This window comes from Streptomyces sp. NBC_01591 (assembly GCF_035918155.1).
In the GTDB taxonomy this organism is placed as follows: domain Bacteria; phylum Actinomycetota; class Actinomycetes; order Streptomycetales; family Streptomycetaceae; genus Streptomyces.
Genome location: NZ_CP109327.1, coordinates 4,370,125 through 4,384,341 on the forward strand (window position 1 = coordinate 4,370,125; position 14,217 = coordinate 4,384,341).

The 14,217-nt window shown below is 67.5% G+C and carries 14 protein-coding genes; 6 read left to right on the forward strand and 8 right to left on the reverse strand.

Annotated elements, in window-relative coordinates:
* Nucleotides 1-61 precede the first annotated feature (61 nt).
* The 5 genes from OG978_RS20350 to OG978_RS20370 all read left to right on the forward strand — a co-directional run bounded on the left by OG978_RS20350 (nucleotide 62) and on the right by OG978_RS20370 (nucleotide 7,217).
* Nucleotides 62-1,573, forward strand: a complete 1,512-nt coding sequence (locus OG978_RS20350; RefSeq protein ID WP_326766600.1) for a Stp1/IreP family PP2C-type Ser/Thr phosphatase — start codon at nucleotides 62-64, stop codon at nucleotides 1,571-1,573.
* A 23-nt stretch (nucleotides 1,574-1,596) separates the two neighbouring features.
* Nucleotides 1,597-2,997 (forward strand): FtsW/RodA/SpoVE family cell cycle protein, encoded by a 1,401-nt coding sequence (locus OG978_RS20355; RefSeq protein ID WP_326766601.1) that lies wholly within the window; start codon nucleotides 1,597-1,599, stop codon nucleotides 2,995-2,997.
* Nucleotides 2,994-4,451 (forward strand): penicillin-binding transpeptidase domain-containing protein, encoded by a 1,458-nt coding sequence (locus OG978_RS20360; protein ID WP_326766602.1) that lies wholly within the window; start codon nucleotides 2,994-2,996, stop codon nucleotides 4,449-4,451. The genes OG978_RS20355 and OG978_RS20360 overlap by 4 nt, the downstream gene beginning before the upstream one ends.
* 167 nt (nucleotides 4,452-4,618) lie before the next feature.
* Nucleotides 4,619-6,598, forward strand: a complete 1,980-nt coding sequence (gene pknB, locus OG978_RS20365) for a Stk1 family PASTA domain-containing Ser/Thr kinase (RefSeq protein WP_326766603.1) — start codon at nucleotides 4,619-4,621, stop codon at nucleotides 6,596-6,598.
* A 172-nt stretch (nucleotides 6,599-6,770) separates the two neighbouring features.
* On the forward strand, nucleotides 6,771-7,217 hold the full coding sequence (locus OG978_RS20370; RefSeq protein ID WP_326766604.1) for a restriction endonuclease: 447 nt from the start codon (nucleotides 6,771-6,773) through the stop codon (nucleotides 7,215-7,217).
* Here the strand turns inward: OG978_RS20370 and OG978_RS20375 are convergent.
* Genes OG978_RS20375 through OG978_RS20400 form a run of 6 tightly spaced genes read right to left on the reverse strand, consistent with a single transcriptional unit; the run spans nucleotide 7,214 to nucleotide 11,860 of the window.
* On the reverse strand, nucleotides 7,214-7,942 hold the full coding sequence (locus tag OG978_RS20375; RefSeq protein WP_326766605.1) for a class E sortase: 729 nt from the start codon (nucleotides 7,940-7,942) through the stop codon (nucleotides 7,214-7,216). The genes OG978_RS20370 and OG978_RS20375 overlap by 4 nt on opposite strands.
* Before the next feature lie 27 nt (nucleotides 7,943-7,969).
* Nucleotides 7,970-9,463 carry a class E sortase gene (locus OG978_RS20380; protein ID WP_326766606.1) on the reverse strand — a complete coding sequence of 498 codons (1,494 nt, stop codon included), beginning with the start codon at nucleotides 9,461-9,463 and terminating at the stop codon, nucleotides 7,970-7,972.
* Entirely contained in the window at nucleotides 9,460-10,098 is a 639-nt protein-coding gene (locus OG978_RS20385; RefSeq protein ID WP_189543053.1) for an aminodeoxychorismate/anthranilate synthase component II, read from the reverse strand. The genes OG978_RS20380 and OG978_RS20385 overlap by 4 nt, the downstream gene beginning before the upstream one ends.
* Entirely contained in the window at nucleotides 10,095-10,277 is a 183-nt protein-coding gene (locus OG978_RS20390; protein ID WP_326766607.1) for a hypothetical protein, read from the reverse strand. The genes OG978_RS20385 and OG978_RS20390 overlap by 4 nt, the downstream gene beginning before the upstream one ends.
* Before the next feature lie 57 nt (nucleotides 10,278-10,334).
* Entirely contained in the window at nucleotides 10,335-11,066 is a 732-nt protein-coding gene (locus OG978_RS20395) for a class E sortase (protein ID WP_326766608.1), read from the reverse strand.
* Between the two features lie 26 nt (nucleotides 11,067-11,092).
* Nucleotides 11,093-11,860: a DUF881 domain-containing protein gene (locus OG978_RS20400; RefSeq protein WP_326766609.1), complete on the reverse strand. Its 768-nt coding sequence runs from the start codon at nucleotides 11,858-11,860 to the stop codon at nucleotides 11,093-11,095.
* 140 nt (nucleotides 11,861-12,000) lie between these two features.
* On the opposite strand from OG978_RS20400, the gene crgA reads away from it, so the two are divergent.
* The gene (gene crgA / locus OG978_RS20405) at nucleotides 12,001-12,255 is read left to right on the forward strand and encodes a cell division protein CrgA (protein WP_326766610.1); all 255 of its coding nucleotides are present in this window, start codon (nucleotides 12,001-12,003) and stop codon (nucleotides 12,253-12,255) included.
* 342 nt (nucleotides 12,256-12,597) lie between these two features.
* Here the strand turns inward: crgA and OG978_RS20410 are convergent, their stop codons facing one another.
* Together OG978_RS20410 and OG978_RS20415 are read right to left on the reverse strand one after the other, a co-directional pair.
* Entirely contained in the window at nucleotides 12,598-13,500 is a 903-nt protein-coding gene (locus OG978_RS20410; RefSeq protein ID WP_326770099.1) for a rhomboid family intramembrane serine protease, read from the reverse strand.
* A 156-nt stretch (nucleotides 13,501-13,656) separates the two neighbouring features.
* Entirely contained in the window at nucleotides 13,657-14,184 is a 528-nt protein-coding gene (locus tag OG978_RS20415; RefSeq protein WP_326766611.1) for a peptidylprolyl isomerase, read from the reverse strand.
* Nucleotides 14,185-14,217: the final 33 nt, after the last annotated feature.

Genomic DNA, 14,217 nt, shown 5'->3' on the forward strand with positions numbered 1-14,217 from the left:
CCGGAGGGTGGGCAGTGTGGCTCGAGACCGGCTGTACCCCGAGCCGACGGGCGAGGTGCGCATGAGTCTTTCCCTGCGCTTCGCCGCCGGATCGCACAAGGGCATGATCCGGGACGGCAACGAGGACTCCGGCTACGCCGGACCGCGCCTTCTCGCCATCGCCGACGGCATGGGCGGTCAGGCAGCCGGCGAGGTCGCCAGCTCCGAGGTGATCTCCTCAATCGTCCAGCTCGACGACGACGTCCCGGGCTCGGACATCCTCACCTCGCTCGGTACCGCGGTCCAGCGGGCCAACGACCAACTGCGCATGATGGTCGAGGAGGACCCCCAGCTGGAGGGCATGGGCACCACGCTCACCGCCCTGCTCTGGACCGGCCAGCGCCTCGGCCTCGTCCACGTCGGCGACTCCCGCGCGTACCTGCTGCGCGACGGCGTACTCACCCAGATCACCCAGGACCACACCTGGGTGCAGCGGCTCGTCGACGAAGGCCGGATCACCGAGGAAGAGGCCACCACCCACCCGCAGCGCGCCCTTCTGATGCGTGCACTGGGCAGTGGCGAACATGTCGAACCCGATCTCTCCATCCGTGAGGTCCGGGTCGGCGACCGTTACCTGATCTGCTCCGACGGACTGTCCGGCGTCGTCTCCCATCAGACGATGGAAGAGACGCTCGCCAGCTACCAGGGTCCTCAGGAGACCATCCAGGAGCTGATCCAGCTCGCTCTGCGCGGCGGCGGCCCCGACAACATCACCTGCATCGTCGCCGATGTCCTCGACGTCGACAGCAACGACACCCTGGCCGCACAGTTCAACGACACCCCGGTCGTCGTCGGCGCGGTCGCCGAGAACCAGGCTGCGCAGATGAGCGCCGCTGAGAGCACGGCCGCCATGCAGACCCCCGCCGGACGGGCAGCCGGCCTGGGCCGCCCCGTACCGCCGCCCTCGGGAGGCTTCGGCCCGCCCGGAAGCGGCGACGGCGTCGGCGGCTACGGCGGAATGCCCGACGGCTCGTTCGACGCGTACACCGACGACGACTTCGTCAAGCCCGGCGGCGGCCGCAAGTGGCTGAAGAGATCCCTCTACACCGTGCTGGCGCTCGCCGTCATCGGCGGCGGTCTCTACGGCGGCTACCGCTGGACCCAGAACCAGTTCTACGTCGGCGCGAAGAACGAACACATCGCGCTCTTCCGCGGCATCAGCCAGGACCTGGCCTGGGTCTCGCTCTCGAAGGTCGAGAAGGACCACCCCGAGATCGAACTCAAGTACCTCCCGCCCTACCAGCGCAAAAAGGTCGAGGCGACCATCGCCGAGGGCAACCTCACCGCAGCCCGCGAGAAGATCAGCGAACTCGCTCTCCAGGCAAGCGCCTGCAAGAAGGACGCCCAGCGCCGCGCGGCCGAGAACAACGCCCGCCCTGACGAGAACCAAGCCGGCGGCACGGACACGGACGCCACCAAGACGTCCGCCGCGTCCAAGGCCGCCAAGACCAAGCCGACCGCAGCGACTCCCACTCCTGGTCCCAGCCTCTCGGAGGAAGAGAAAAAGCTGGTCCCGCAGTGCGGTAAGCAGTAAAGCCGTAGGGGGCCTTCAGCACCATGAGCGTTGTCACCAATACGACCACGATCGGCGCGATCGACGCACCGAGCCGGCGCAACACCGAACTGATGTTGATGGTCTTCGCCGTCGCCATCTCGGTGTTCGCCTACGCCAATGTCGGGCTCGCCCTCAACGGCGAACTGCCCTCCGGCATGCTCGGATACGGGCTCGGACTCGCCCTGCTCGGCGGCATCGGCCACCTCGCCGTCCGTAGGTTCGCCCCGTACGCGGACCCGCTGCTGCTGCCACTGGCGACGCTGCTGAACGGACTGGGACTGGCCATCATCTGGCGTCTGGACCAGTCGGAGAGATTCCAGGCACTGACGACGTTCGCACCCGCCGCGTCCAAGCAGTTGATGTTCTCCGCTGTCGGCGTCGGGCTGCTCGTCGTCGTACTGGTGGCCCTCAAGGACCACCGCATCCTGCAGCGCTACACCTACATCTCCATGCTGGTGGCGCTGTTCCTCCTGATCCTTCCGATGTTCTTCCCCGCGGTGAACGGCGCCAAGATCTGGATCAAGATCCCGGGCGTCGGCACGATCCAGCCAGGGGAGTTCGCCAAGATCATCATTGCGGTGTTCTTCGCCGGCTATCTCATGGTCAAGCGCGACGCGCTGGCCCTGGCCAGCCGCCGTTTCATGGGCCTCTATCTCCCTCGGGGCCGTGACCTCGGCCCCATCCTCATGGTCTGGGCCTTCTCGATCCTGATCCTGGTCTTCGAGACCGACCTGGGCTCGTCCCTGCTGTTCTTCGGCATGTTCGTCGTGATGCTGTACGTGGCCACCGAGCGCACCAGCTGGATCGTCTTCGGTCTGCTGATGTCCGCAGCCGGCGCCGTCGGTGTCGCCGCGTTCGAACCGCACGTCCAGCAGCGCGTCACTGCCTGGCTCGACCCCTTCGCGGGCTGGGGCAAGGAAGACGCGAGCGAGCAGATGGCCAAGTCCCTGATGGCCTTCGGCTCCGGCGGCACCCTCGGCACCGGGCTCGGCCAGGGCAACTCCGACCTGATCGGCTTCGCAGCCAACTCCGACTTCATCCTCGCCACCGTCGGCGAGGAGCTGGGCCTCGCCGGAATGATGGCCATCCTGCTTGTCTACGGTCTGATCGTCGAGCGCGGTGTCCGTACTGCCCTCGCCGCCCGCGACCCCTTCGGCAAGCTCCTCGCGATCGGGCTCTCCGGATCCTTCGCCATCCAGGTCTTCGTCGTCGCCGGCGGTGTCATGGGACTCATTCCGCTGACCGGTATGACCATGCCGTTCCTCGCGGCGGGTGGGTCGTCGGTGATCGCCAACTGGGCCCTGATCGGCATTCTGCTCCGTATCAGCGATACCGCGCGCCGCCCCGCACCGGCCCCAGCCCCGTCACCCGACGCAGAGATGACCCAGGTGGTCCGACCGTGAACAAGCCCCTTCGCAGGATTGCGATCTTCTGCGGGCTGCTCGTCCTCGCTCTCCTGGTCCGTGTCAACTGGCTCCAGTACGTTCGCGCCGACGAGCTGAACGGGAACGAGCACAACCGCCGCGTCCAGATCGAGCGGTACGCACACGAGCGCGGCAACATCATCGTCGACGGGAAACCCGTCACCGGGTCCGTCGAAACCACGGGCAGCGACTTCAAATACAAGCGGGTCTGGAAGAACGGCCCCATGTGGGCCCCCGTCACGGGCTACTCCTCGCAGGCGTTCGACGCCTCGCAGCTGGAGAGCCTCGAGGACGGAATCCTCACCGGCAACAGCGACCAGCTGTTCTTCGACCGCACGCTGTCTCTCTTCACCGGCGAGAAGAAGACCGGCGGCAACATCGTCACCACCCTCAACGGCGCCGCTCAGAAGGCCGCCTTCAAGGGACTCGGCAACAAGAAGGGTGCCGTAGCCGCGATCGACCCGCAGACCGGCGCCATCCTTGCCCTGGTCAGCACTCCTTCGTACGATCCCTCGGCCTTCGCGGGCAATTCCCTCAAGGACGCAGAGGCCCGGCAGCAGCTCCTGAAGGACAAGGACAAGCCGATGCTCAACCGGGCATTGCGCGAGACCTACCCGCCCGGCTCGACCTTCAAGGTCGTCACCGCCGCCGCGGCTCTGGAGAACGGGCTGTACAAGGGGATCGACGACAAAACGGACTCTCCGCTGCCCTGGCGGCTCCCGCTGACCACCGGAAACCTCGAGAACGAGGGCAACATCCCGTGCGAGAACGCCTCGCTCCGGGAAGCGCTGCGGTGGTCCTGCAACACCGTCTTCGGCAAGATCAGTGACGATCTCGGCAACCAGAAGATGATCGACGAGGCCAACAAGTTCGGCTTCAACGAGGAGATCTTCACCCCGGTACGCGCCGACGCCAGCATCTACCCCAAGGACAACCGGCCGCAGAACGCCATGGCCGGCATCGGCCAGGCGTCCAACCGCGCCACCCCGCTCCAGATGGCGATGGTCGCCGCGGCCGTCGCCAACGACGGCAAGCTGATGCAGCCCTACATGGTCGCTCAGCGCCAGGCCCCCAACCTCGACGTGATCTACACCCACGAGAAGGAGCAGTTCAGCCAGCCCCTCTCGGGTGAGAACGCGCAGAAGCTCCAGCAGATGATGGAGACCGTCGTCAAGAACGGCACGGGAACCAACGCCCTCATCGACGGCGTCACTGTGGGTGGCAAGACCGGTACGGCCCAGCACGGTCTGAACAACAGCGAGAATCCGTACGCCTGGTTCATCTCGTACGCCAAGACCGACAGCGGCTCACCGGTCGCCGTCGCCGTGGTCGTCGAGGACAGCCAGGCCAACCGCGACGACATCTCCGGTGGTGGCCTGGCCGCCCCGATCGCGCGGGATGTCATGAAGGCGGTCATCGACAGCAAGAAGTGATGCCCGTCACATCGGGTGCCATACCTGCACATTGGGATACCGGTCAGATATCAGGTCCGGACTCCGGACCGATCAGGTAGTGCGCGGCCGGTAGCGTATGCGCGAGCAGCACACCGCCGGACCACACACCGGTGCGGTCGGGACTGACGGAGAGGGCTGGAACAGTTATGGAAGAGCCGCGTCGCCTCGGCGGCCGGTACGAGCTGGGCTCGGTGCTCGGCCGTGGTGGCATGGCCGAGGTCTACCTCGCACACGACACCCGGCTCGGCCGCACCGTGGCCGTGAAGACGCTCCGGGCCGATCTGGCCCGCGATCCGTCCTTCCAGGCCCGGTTCCGCCGTGAGGCCCAGTCCGCCGCCTCGCTCAACCACCCGGCGATCGTCGCCGTCTACGACACCGGCGAGGACTACGTCGACGGGGTCTCCATCCCGTACATCGTGATGGAGTACGTCGACGGGTCGACGCTCAGGGAACTCCTGCACTCCGGCCGCAAGTTGCTGCCCGAGCGCACCCTTGAGATGACCGTCGGCATCCTCCAGGCGCTGGAGTACTCGCACCGCGCCGGTATCGTCCACCGCGACATCAAGCCGGCGAACGTCATGCTGACGCGCACCGGTCAGGTCAAGGTCATGGACTTCGGCATCGCCCGCGCCATGGGCGACTCCGGAATGACGATGACCCAGACCGCCGCCGTCATCGGCACCGCCCAGTACCTCTCTCCGGAGCAGGCCAAGGGCGAGCAGGTCGACGCGCGCTCCGACCTCTACTCGACCGGCTGTCTGCTCTACGAGCTGCTGACGGTCCGGCCGCCCTTCATCGGGGACTCACCGGTCGCGGTCGCCTACCAGCACGTACGGGAAGAGCCGCAGAAGCCCAGCAACTTCGACGCCGAGATCACGCCCGAAATGGACGCGATCGTGTTGAAGGCTCTGGTCAAGGACCCCGACTACCGCTACCAGTCGGCCGACGAGATGCGCGCCGACATCGAGGCCTGCCTCGACGGTCAGCCGGTCGCCGCCACCGCGGCGATGGGTGCGGCCGGTTACGGCGGCTACGACGGATACGGCAACGACCAGCCGACCACCGCGCTGCGCGCCGCCGACCAGAACGGCGCGCCCACGTCCATGCTTCCCCCGGTCAACCCGGACGACGGCGGCTACGGCTACGACGACCGCCCGGACCGCCGCCGCCAGAAGAAGAGCAACACCTCGACGATCCTGCTGATCGTCGCGGGTGTCCTGGTGCTGATCGGCGCGATCCTGATCGGCCAGTCGGTGTTCAGCAGCAAGGACACCGACAGCGGGGTCGATGTGCCGAACTTGGTCGGCTCGACCGTGGAGAAAGCACAGAAACTCGCGGAGAGTTCCGACATCGTCCTGAAGATCGGCTCGCGCGAACCGTGCGAGGAGCAGCCCAAGGGCAAGATCTGCAGCCAGAGCCCGACCGCCGACGGCAAGATGGAGAAGAAGGACGTCGTCACGGTCGTCGTCTCCACCGGGGCACACAAGGTCGAGGTCCCGGACGTCGTGGAGAAGACGGAGGCGACCGCCCGCAAGGATCTTGAGGACAAGGGCTTCACGGTGAACGTCACCGCGGTCGAGTCCGAGAAGAGCGCGGGTACGGTCATCGAGCAGGACCCCGCGGGCAACTCGAAGGCCGAGCGGAACTCCGAAGTCACGATCACGGTCGCCAAGCAGGCCACCCAGAAGGTGCCGAACGTCGCCGACCGGGACTACGACGCCGCCGTGGCACAGCTCAATGGCCTGGGCTTCAAGAACGTCTCCAGGACCGACGTCGATTCGGAGAAGCCCGCGAACCAGGTCATCAGCCAGACGCCGCTCGCCGACTCGATGCAGCCGCTGACCGCCCAGATCGTGCTGACGGTCTCGAAGGGCCCGCAGCAGCCGGAGAAGACCACGGTTCCCGATCTGCAGGGCAAGACCCTCGCGGAGGCAAAGGCCCTGCTTGCCGGGGCGGGTCTGCAGCTCGGCCAGGTGCAGGGGCCGAATGACGACAAGGCGAAGATCGTCGCCTTCCAGCCCGGCTCGGGACAGCCGGTCGACAAGAACAGCGCGGTCAACGTCCAGACCATGCCGGGCGGTGGAGACGGCAACATCTTCGGCGGCCCGTCCGGCTCACGACGCTGACCCGGACACACCGCCCCATCGGGCCCCGGCGCCACACGGCGACCGGGGCCCTTTGCTGTGCCCGCCACGACAGATTCCTTGTTCCTTGCAAACCGTTCCTCGCAAACCGCACATGCGACCGTAAAGCGATCCTGTCTTCATATGCACCGAATCGTTGGACCGGTGGGGCGACTTGGGGGGTTCAGGCACCCAGCCGGACCGAGGTGCTCAACTGCTCCGCCACGACGGGTGCACGGACGTCGTGGTGCACAACGGCCCCGGCGACCGAGGCGTGGACGTCACAGAAGTGACCGCGGACGGCTGCAGCATCGTCGTGCAGTGCAAGAGCTTCGCGCCCTACCGTCCGGTGTGGAGCGGCGAGTTGCAGAAGTTCCTCGGCGCCTCTTCCATCCAGCACAGGGCCGATGTGGCTCTCTTCGTAGCCACTGCCTCCTTCGCACCTGAGGCACGTGCCATCGCCGAGACCTACGGCATCACCCTCGTCGACCGCGCTCACCTCGAAAAGTGGAGCGCCGGAGTACCGCTCCCGGTCCTGAAGCAGCAGTCGCCAGGCAGAGAGAAGGGCCCGAAGTCGCAAAGGCTGGTTGCGACTTCGGGCCCGGCTCAACGTATCGGCTAGCGCAGCTCCGCCGGCTTCGTGCGGTCCTTGTCCACCTTCTCCGTACGCACCAGCTCGCCCCACACGATGTAGCGGTACTTCGACGTGTAGACCGGCGTGCAGGTCGTCAGCGTGATGTAGCGGCCGGGTTTCTTCGCGCCCGATCCCTTCGGCACCGCCTGCAGAACGTCGACGTTGTACTTCGACGTCTCGGGAAGCTCCTTGAAGACCTTGTAGACGTACCAGGTGTCCTTGGTCTCGAAGACGACCGCGTCCCCGGTCTTCACCTTGTCGATGTTGTGGAACTTGGCACCGTGCCCGTCGCGGTGGGCGGCCAGGGTGAAGTTGCCCTTCTTGTCCCACGGGAGGGCCGACTTCACCGGGTCCGTGTAGTAGCCCGCGATGCCGTTGTTGAGGCTCTCGGTGTCGGTGCCCTTCTTGACCAGCACCTCGCCGTTCTTCATCGACGGGACGTGCAGGAAGCCGATGCCGTCCTTCGTGTCCAGCGCGCCCGGTCCGCCCGCCCAGCGGTCGCGGATGGTGTGGCCCTGCTTGGTGGCCTCACGGTCGGCGAGCACATTCGTCCACCAGAGGGAGTAGACGACGAAGAGTCCCAGCACCAGGCCCGCGGTGATCAGCAGTTCGCCGAAGACACTGATCACGGTCGCGACGGAATGGCGGCCCCGGCGCCGAGGCGGGGGCGCGGACTCGCCGATTCGCTCTTCGTCCTCGGTCCTCGCTGTCACCGCACCCGCCCCTGTCGTGATGATGATTCAGCCCACGAGCGCGTCGGGCTTCCCCTTGCTGCGCGGTCGTTCGTCGACCATCTTGCCCCAGACGATCAAACGGTACGTACTCGTGAATTCCGGCGTACAGGTCGTCAGAGTGATGTACCGGCCCGGCCCGGTGAACCCGGAACCGCGTGGCACCGGATCGATCACCGAGACGTTGGACGGCGATGTCTGCGGCAGGGTCCTCGCTGTCTCGTACGTGTAGTACGCGCCCTGCGTCTCGACCACGATCAGGTCGCCGGGGCTCAGCCGGTTGATGTAGCGGAACGGCTCGCCGTGGGTGTTGCGATGGCCGGCCAGGGAGAAGTTGCCCTGCTTGGCCGACGGCATCGCGGTGCGGAGCGCGCCCTCGCCGTAGTGGCCGACCATGCCCCGGTCGAGGACCTTCTCCTTGCTGATGCCCTCGGCGATCGGAGCGACCACATCCAGCTTGGGGATGTGGATGATGGCGAATCCCTGCCCCGCTTCGAACACGCCGGGGTTGCGGTCGCCCTTCGCCCAGTCGTCCTGGATCTTGTGCGCCTCCTTGCCGGCGTACTGGTCGGCGCGCACGTTCGTCCACCACAGCTGATAGGTGACGAAGAGCAGCATCAGCACACCGAGCGTGATGAACAGCTCACCGGTGACCCGGCTGGCCACCACGGCCGGGCTGTCCTTGGCCGCGCGCGCCGCACGCCGTGCCTCGATGCGTGACATCGGCTTGTCGGCCTGCGTGGCGGCCGACGCCACCGTCTCCGGCCGCTGTTCGGCGCGGCGGCGGCCTCGCCCCTTGGCGGCGCGGCGGCGTTCGGCGCGGCCTCCGGTGCGTGGTTCCGGATCGGTGCCTTCGGGGTCCGGTGCGGACTCCGCGGAGCTCTCCGCGTCGCTCGCCGATTCCGGAGCTGAATCCAGATCCGGCTCAGGGCCCGGCTCAAGACCCGCAGCCCTGTCCGGTACGGGCGCCGGATCCGGCCGCCGGGTCGTAGCCGCCTGATCGACCAGGCGACGCGTGTCCGCCGTCCGCAGGCCGACCGTCTCGTCGTCGAGCGGGAAGGGAAGAGGGACGGGCTGCTCCCGGGGCCCCGCAACAGGCGACGCCACGGGCGTCGGCGCGGGCGTCGGCGCGGGCGTCGGCGCGGGCGCCTGCTGCCCGTACCAGTCCCGTTCGAACCCCTCGGGGTCGTACCACTCCCGCGGAGCCCCCTCCGGGCTCTGCACCCCACGCGGCGCCTGCGCCTGCGTCTGCGCCTCTGGTTCCGTCTGTGCCCGTCCGTCGGGGGCACGGTGCTGTCCCCGCCCCGTCCTCGGCGTCCCGGCCGCCTCGGCCGGGATGTTGCCCGCCCTGAACCACGGCGAGGCATGCCGCCCCGGCAGCGGATCGTTCAACGGGTCTGCCAGCTGGTCGACCGCCGCCTCGAACGCGCCTGAGGCCTCGTACGCTCCTTGCTCGTACGGGCCGTCCTGTCCGGCGTCGTGTTCGGGGCGGAGTGCGGTCACGCGACGGCCTTGCCCACCACCGGCGCGAGCCCCGCCGACCTCGCGACGGCTCCCGTGTCGCCGCACTGTGCCAGCCAGTTGGCCAACATCAGGTGCCCGTGCTCGGTCAGCACCGACTCCGGATGGAACTGCACGCCCTCCACCGGCAGTTCACGGTGGCGCAGCCCCATGATGATGCCGTCGGCGGTCCGCGCCGTCACCTCCAACTCCGCCGGGACGGTGTCCGGTTCGGCGGCGAGCGAGTGGTAGCGGGTCGCGGTGAAGGGGGACGGCAGGCCCGCGAAGACCCCCGCTCCTTCATGGGTCACCGGCGAGGTCTTGCCGTGCAGCAGCTCCGGGGCGCGGTCCACCACGCCGCCGTACGCCACCGCCATCGACTGCATCCCCAGGCAGACCCCGAAGACCGGGACGCCCGTCGCCGCGCAGTGGCGCACCATCTCGACGCACACGCCCGCCTGCTCCGGGGTGCCGGGACCGGGCGACAGCAGGACGCCGTCGAAGCCGTCCTGGGCGTGCGCCGTGGTCACCTCGTCGTTGCGCAGCACTTCGCATTCGGCGCCGAGCTGGTAGAGGTACTGGACGAGATTGAAGACAAAGCTGTCGTAGTTGTCCACGACAAGAATGCGGGCACTCACTGGCCGGTCTCCGTCCCGGTCGAGCCGTCGACCGTCACATCACCGAACGGAAGCAGCGGTTCCGCCCAGGGGAAGACGTACTGGAAAAGCGCATAGACGACGGCCAGTGCCAACACGAGCGAGATGAGCGCACGCACCCATGCGTTGCCCGGCAGATGCCGCCAGATCCAGCCGTACATGCTGTCCCCTCCATTCGGTACGGGAACCAGACTAAAGGGCCGGGGCAGGAGCGTGGGTCAGCTGTGGAAAGCTGCCGGCTTGCCTTCGGTCACAGGCTGGGTGGCGTCAAGGTGCGCCCAGGCGATCAGCCGGTGACTGCTGCCCCACTCGGGCTCGCAGGTGGTCAGCGTCAGATAGCGGCCCGGCCCGTCGAAGCCCGACTTCCGGGGGACGGGATCGATGACCCCGATGTCGCTCGGCACGGTCCGGTACGGCTTCTTGTCGATGCGGTACGTGAACCACGTCGTCCCGTCCGTCAGCACCACCGCGTCGCCCGGACGCAGCTTCGGGAAGTCCTTGAACGGATCCCCGTACGTACGGCGGTGTCCGGCCACCGCGAAATTGCCCCTCGCGCCGAGGCGGGCCGTCCCCGCGTAATGACCGAGGCCCTTCTGCAAGGTCCTGACCTCGGTGTTCTCCAGGACGGGCCACTCCCAGCCCTTGCCGAAGCGGGGTATGTACAGCATCGCGAACGGCTTGCCGTCCCGGTACGCGGCGGGGGCGGGCGGCTCCTTCGATGTCGGCGTCTTCGGTGCCCTCGGCGTCTTCGACGTCGGGGAGGTCTGCGGCGCGGGTGCGGACACCGGCCCCTGCGCCCACCGGCTGCGCAGGGTGTCGAGCTGCCCCTCGGTCGCGTCGGCCGCCTTCACCCCGGTCCAGAACAGCACGTACACCACAAAGAGCACGATCAGGGCCCCGACGGTGATGCAGAGTTCGCTGAACGTCCTGACGATCAGTCGCACCGACACCTGGTCGGCCTCCCCACAGCCGCTAGCTACTTCACGGGCTCCGCATAGTGGAGGTCCACTGTGCCCGAGTAGCCGGGAAGAGTCACCGCCTCGTGCTCGTCGACTTTCCAGCCGAGCCCGTACGCCTTCACGTACAGCAGGTAGTTGCTGATCGCCGGGGAGTCGTTCAGCGCCTGCTTGAGCTTGCCCGGGTCGCCGACCGCGGTGATCTTGTACGGCGGGGAGTAGACCCGGCCCTGGAGGATCAGGGTGTTGCCGACGCAGCGCACCGCGCTGGTGGAGATCAGCCGCTGGTCCATGACCTGGATGCCCCGGGCACCGCCCTGCCAGAGGGCATTGACGACCGCCTGCAGGTCCTGCTGGTGGATGACCAGGTCATTGGGTTGCGGGTCGGGGTAGCCGGGGTTGGCGGTGGCGTTGGGCGGGGCGTCATTGAGCGTGACGGACACCGAGCGGCCGGTGAGCTTCGTGGTGCCCCCGGCCCGCTCCAGCTCCTTGAGCCGGGCGTCCTCCGCCTCGGTGCTGCCGTCGTCCTGCCGGACGAGGGCGTCGATGTCCTCGCGCACGGCCGCGGTGGTCTCGTCCAGCTGGGCGTTCTTGTTGCTGCGCTGCTGAATGAGATCGGAGAGCTTCAGCAGCGAGGAATCGGTGCGGATGTTGGTGCCCTTGGCCGTGTTGGCGCTGGTGACGAAGATCAGTCCGGCGAGGGCGAAGACGGCAGCGGTGAGCACGCGGGCCGGGTGCCGGAAGGTGCGCCGGACCGGGCCTTGGGGGGAGTCGGCAGAATTGCTCAACGTACCCTTATCTCCTTCGGCGCCAGGGAAGCACTACGCTAACTGACGCCCGGGGGAGGCAGTATTCCCCCTCGAGCCCGCCCCGGCGCCAGCCACAGTTCCCTGCGCGGTCACGCAGCGCATCGACAGGAGAGTCCCTCGTGCCGAAGTCACGTATCCGCAAGAAGGCCGGCTTCACGCCCCCTCCGGCGAAGCAGGCAACCAACCTAAAGCTGACCAGCCGCAGCTGGGTGGCGCCGGTGATGCTGGCGCTCTTCCTGATCGGTCTGGCCTGGATCGTCGTTTTCTATGTGACCGACGGCGACCTGCCGATCAAGGATCTGGGGAACTGGAACATCGTCGTCGGCTTCGGCTTCATCGCCGGCGGCTTCGGTGTCTCCACGCAGTGGAAGTAGTACCGCAGCGCTCCTAGGTGCACAGCGGGGCTCCGTCCCGCAACCCTTGCCCCGAGTTACCCACAGCGTTATCCACAGGCGGGGGAAAAGGTCAGACGATCTGTGGATAACTCACCGACGGTTGACGCCGATGTGACTGCAGTCTCCCCCATCGGGGGACGGCACGCCCCTTGTCCCGGCTGGAAAAACCCAGCTCAGCGACAAGGGGCACAGTTGTACCCACAGAATGCACAAGATCCGGTACCTGCTGTGGACAACTTCGATTGTGGACAGCCGCCCCAAAGGCCCGGGACCCGAGGACCCGAGGGCCCGAGGACCCGAGGACCCGGGGGCGATGTCCGCTCAGGTCAGTGCGGCCGTTCTGGCGACGACGACGAGGACCACGGCCGCCAGGACCAGAGCGCAGGTGCCGTACTGCACCAGTGAGCGCCGCTCGCGCGGTGCGTGCACCATGCCGATCGCGATCAGCGTGCCCGCGACCAGACCGCCGACATGTGCCTGCCAGGCGATTCCGCCCCAGGGGTTGAAGGTGATGACCAGGTTCACCGCGAGGAGCGCGAAGACCGGGCGCATGTCGTAGTTGAGCCGGCGCATGAGCACGGCGGTGGCGCCCAGCAGTCCGAAGATCGCCCCGGAGGCTCCGAGCGAGCCCTGCACGGGCGCGGAGAGCCAGTAGGTGAGGGCACTGCCGGCCAGGCCGGAGATCATGTAGAGCGTGAGGTACCGGGCACGGCCGAGCGCCGCTTCCAGCGGCCCTCCCAGCCACCACAGCCCCAGCATGTTGAACGCGATGTGCCACACCTCCTGGTGCAGGAACATCGACGTCACCAGTCGGTACCACTGGCCCTCCGCGACACCTTCGAGCGGACCGCCGTAGTGGGTCGTGGCGCGGCCGAGCAGCATCAGCTCGTCGACCAACGCGGTGCCCCTCGCCAGCACAGCGAGGAACACGGCGACATTGATGCCGAGAAGGATCTTGGTGACGAGGCGGGGATCGGCCGTGAGGGCGCCACCCGCGACGGTGCGCGGCTGGTTGGCGGCCGGCCCGTGTCCCGTACCCGATCCCTGGCGGACGCAGTCCGGGCACTGGAAGCCGACCGAGGCGTCGATCATGCACTCGGGGCAGATCGGGCGCTCGCAGCGGGTGCAGCAGATGTTCGCCTCGCGACCGGGGTGGCGGTAGCAGCTGAGCGAGCCGTCCGCGGCGGCGGACTGGTCCCTGCCTCCCGGCGGCTGCTGGTCCATCGGTCCCATCGCTTCCCGGTCCCTTCGGTCCTCGTCATGGCGGGCACGGCACGCACGACGCCGCCCTGCTCGTCCGCTATGTATCAGTACGGACGGGCAGGGCGGTTGGTTCCCGAAAGGGAAATCAGTGTGTGATCAATCGATGACCACAAGTGATCATCGGGTCTCGATGACGACCGACTCGATCACGACGTCCTGCACCGGGCGGTCGGTGCGGGCGTTGGTCCGGGTGGCGGCGATGGCGTCCACGACCTTCTGGCTGGCGGAGTCGGTGACCTCACCGAAGATGGTGTGCTTGCCGGTCAGCCAGGCGGTCGGCGAAACGGTCACGAAGAACTGCGAGCCGTTGGTGCCCGGGCCGGCGTTGGCCATGGCCAGCAGGTACGGCTTGTTGAAGCTGAGGTCGGGGTGGAACTCGTCCGCGAACTCGTACCCCGGGCCACCGGTGCCGTTGCCGAGCGGGTCGCCGCCCTGGATCATGAAGCCGCTGATGACACGGTGGAAGACGGTGCCGTCGTACAGCTTGTCCGTCGACTTCTTACCGGTCTCGGGATGCGTCCACTCACGCTCGCCCTTGGCGAGCTCGACGAAGTTCTTGACCGTCTTGGGCGCGTGGTTCGGCAGAAGCCGGATCTCGATGTCGCCCTGGTTGGTCTTCAAGGTGGCGTAAAGCTGCTCAGCCACGATCTGCCTTCCGTAAGTCTTCGGTGACGTTGA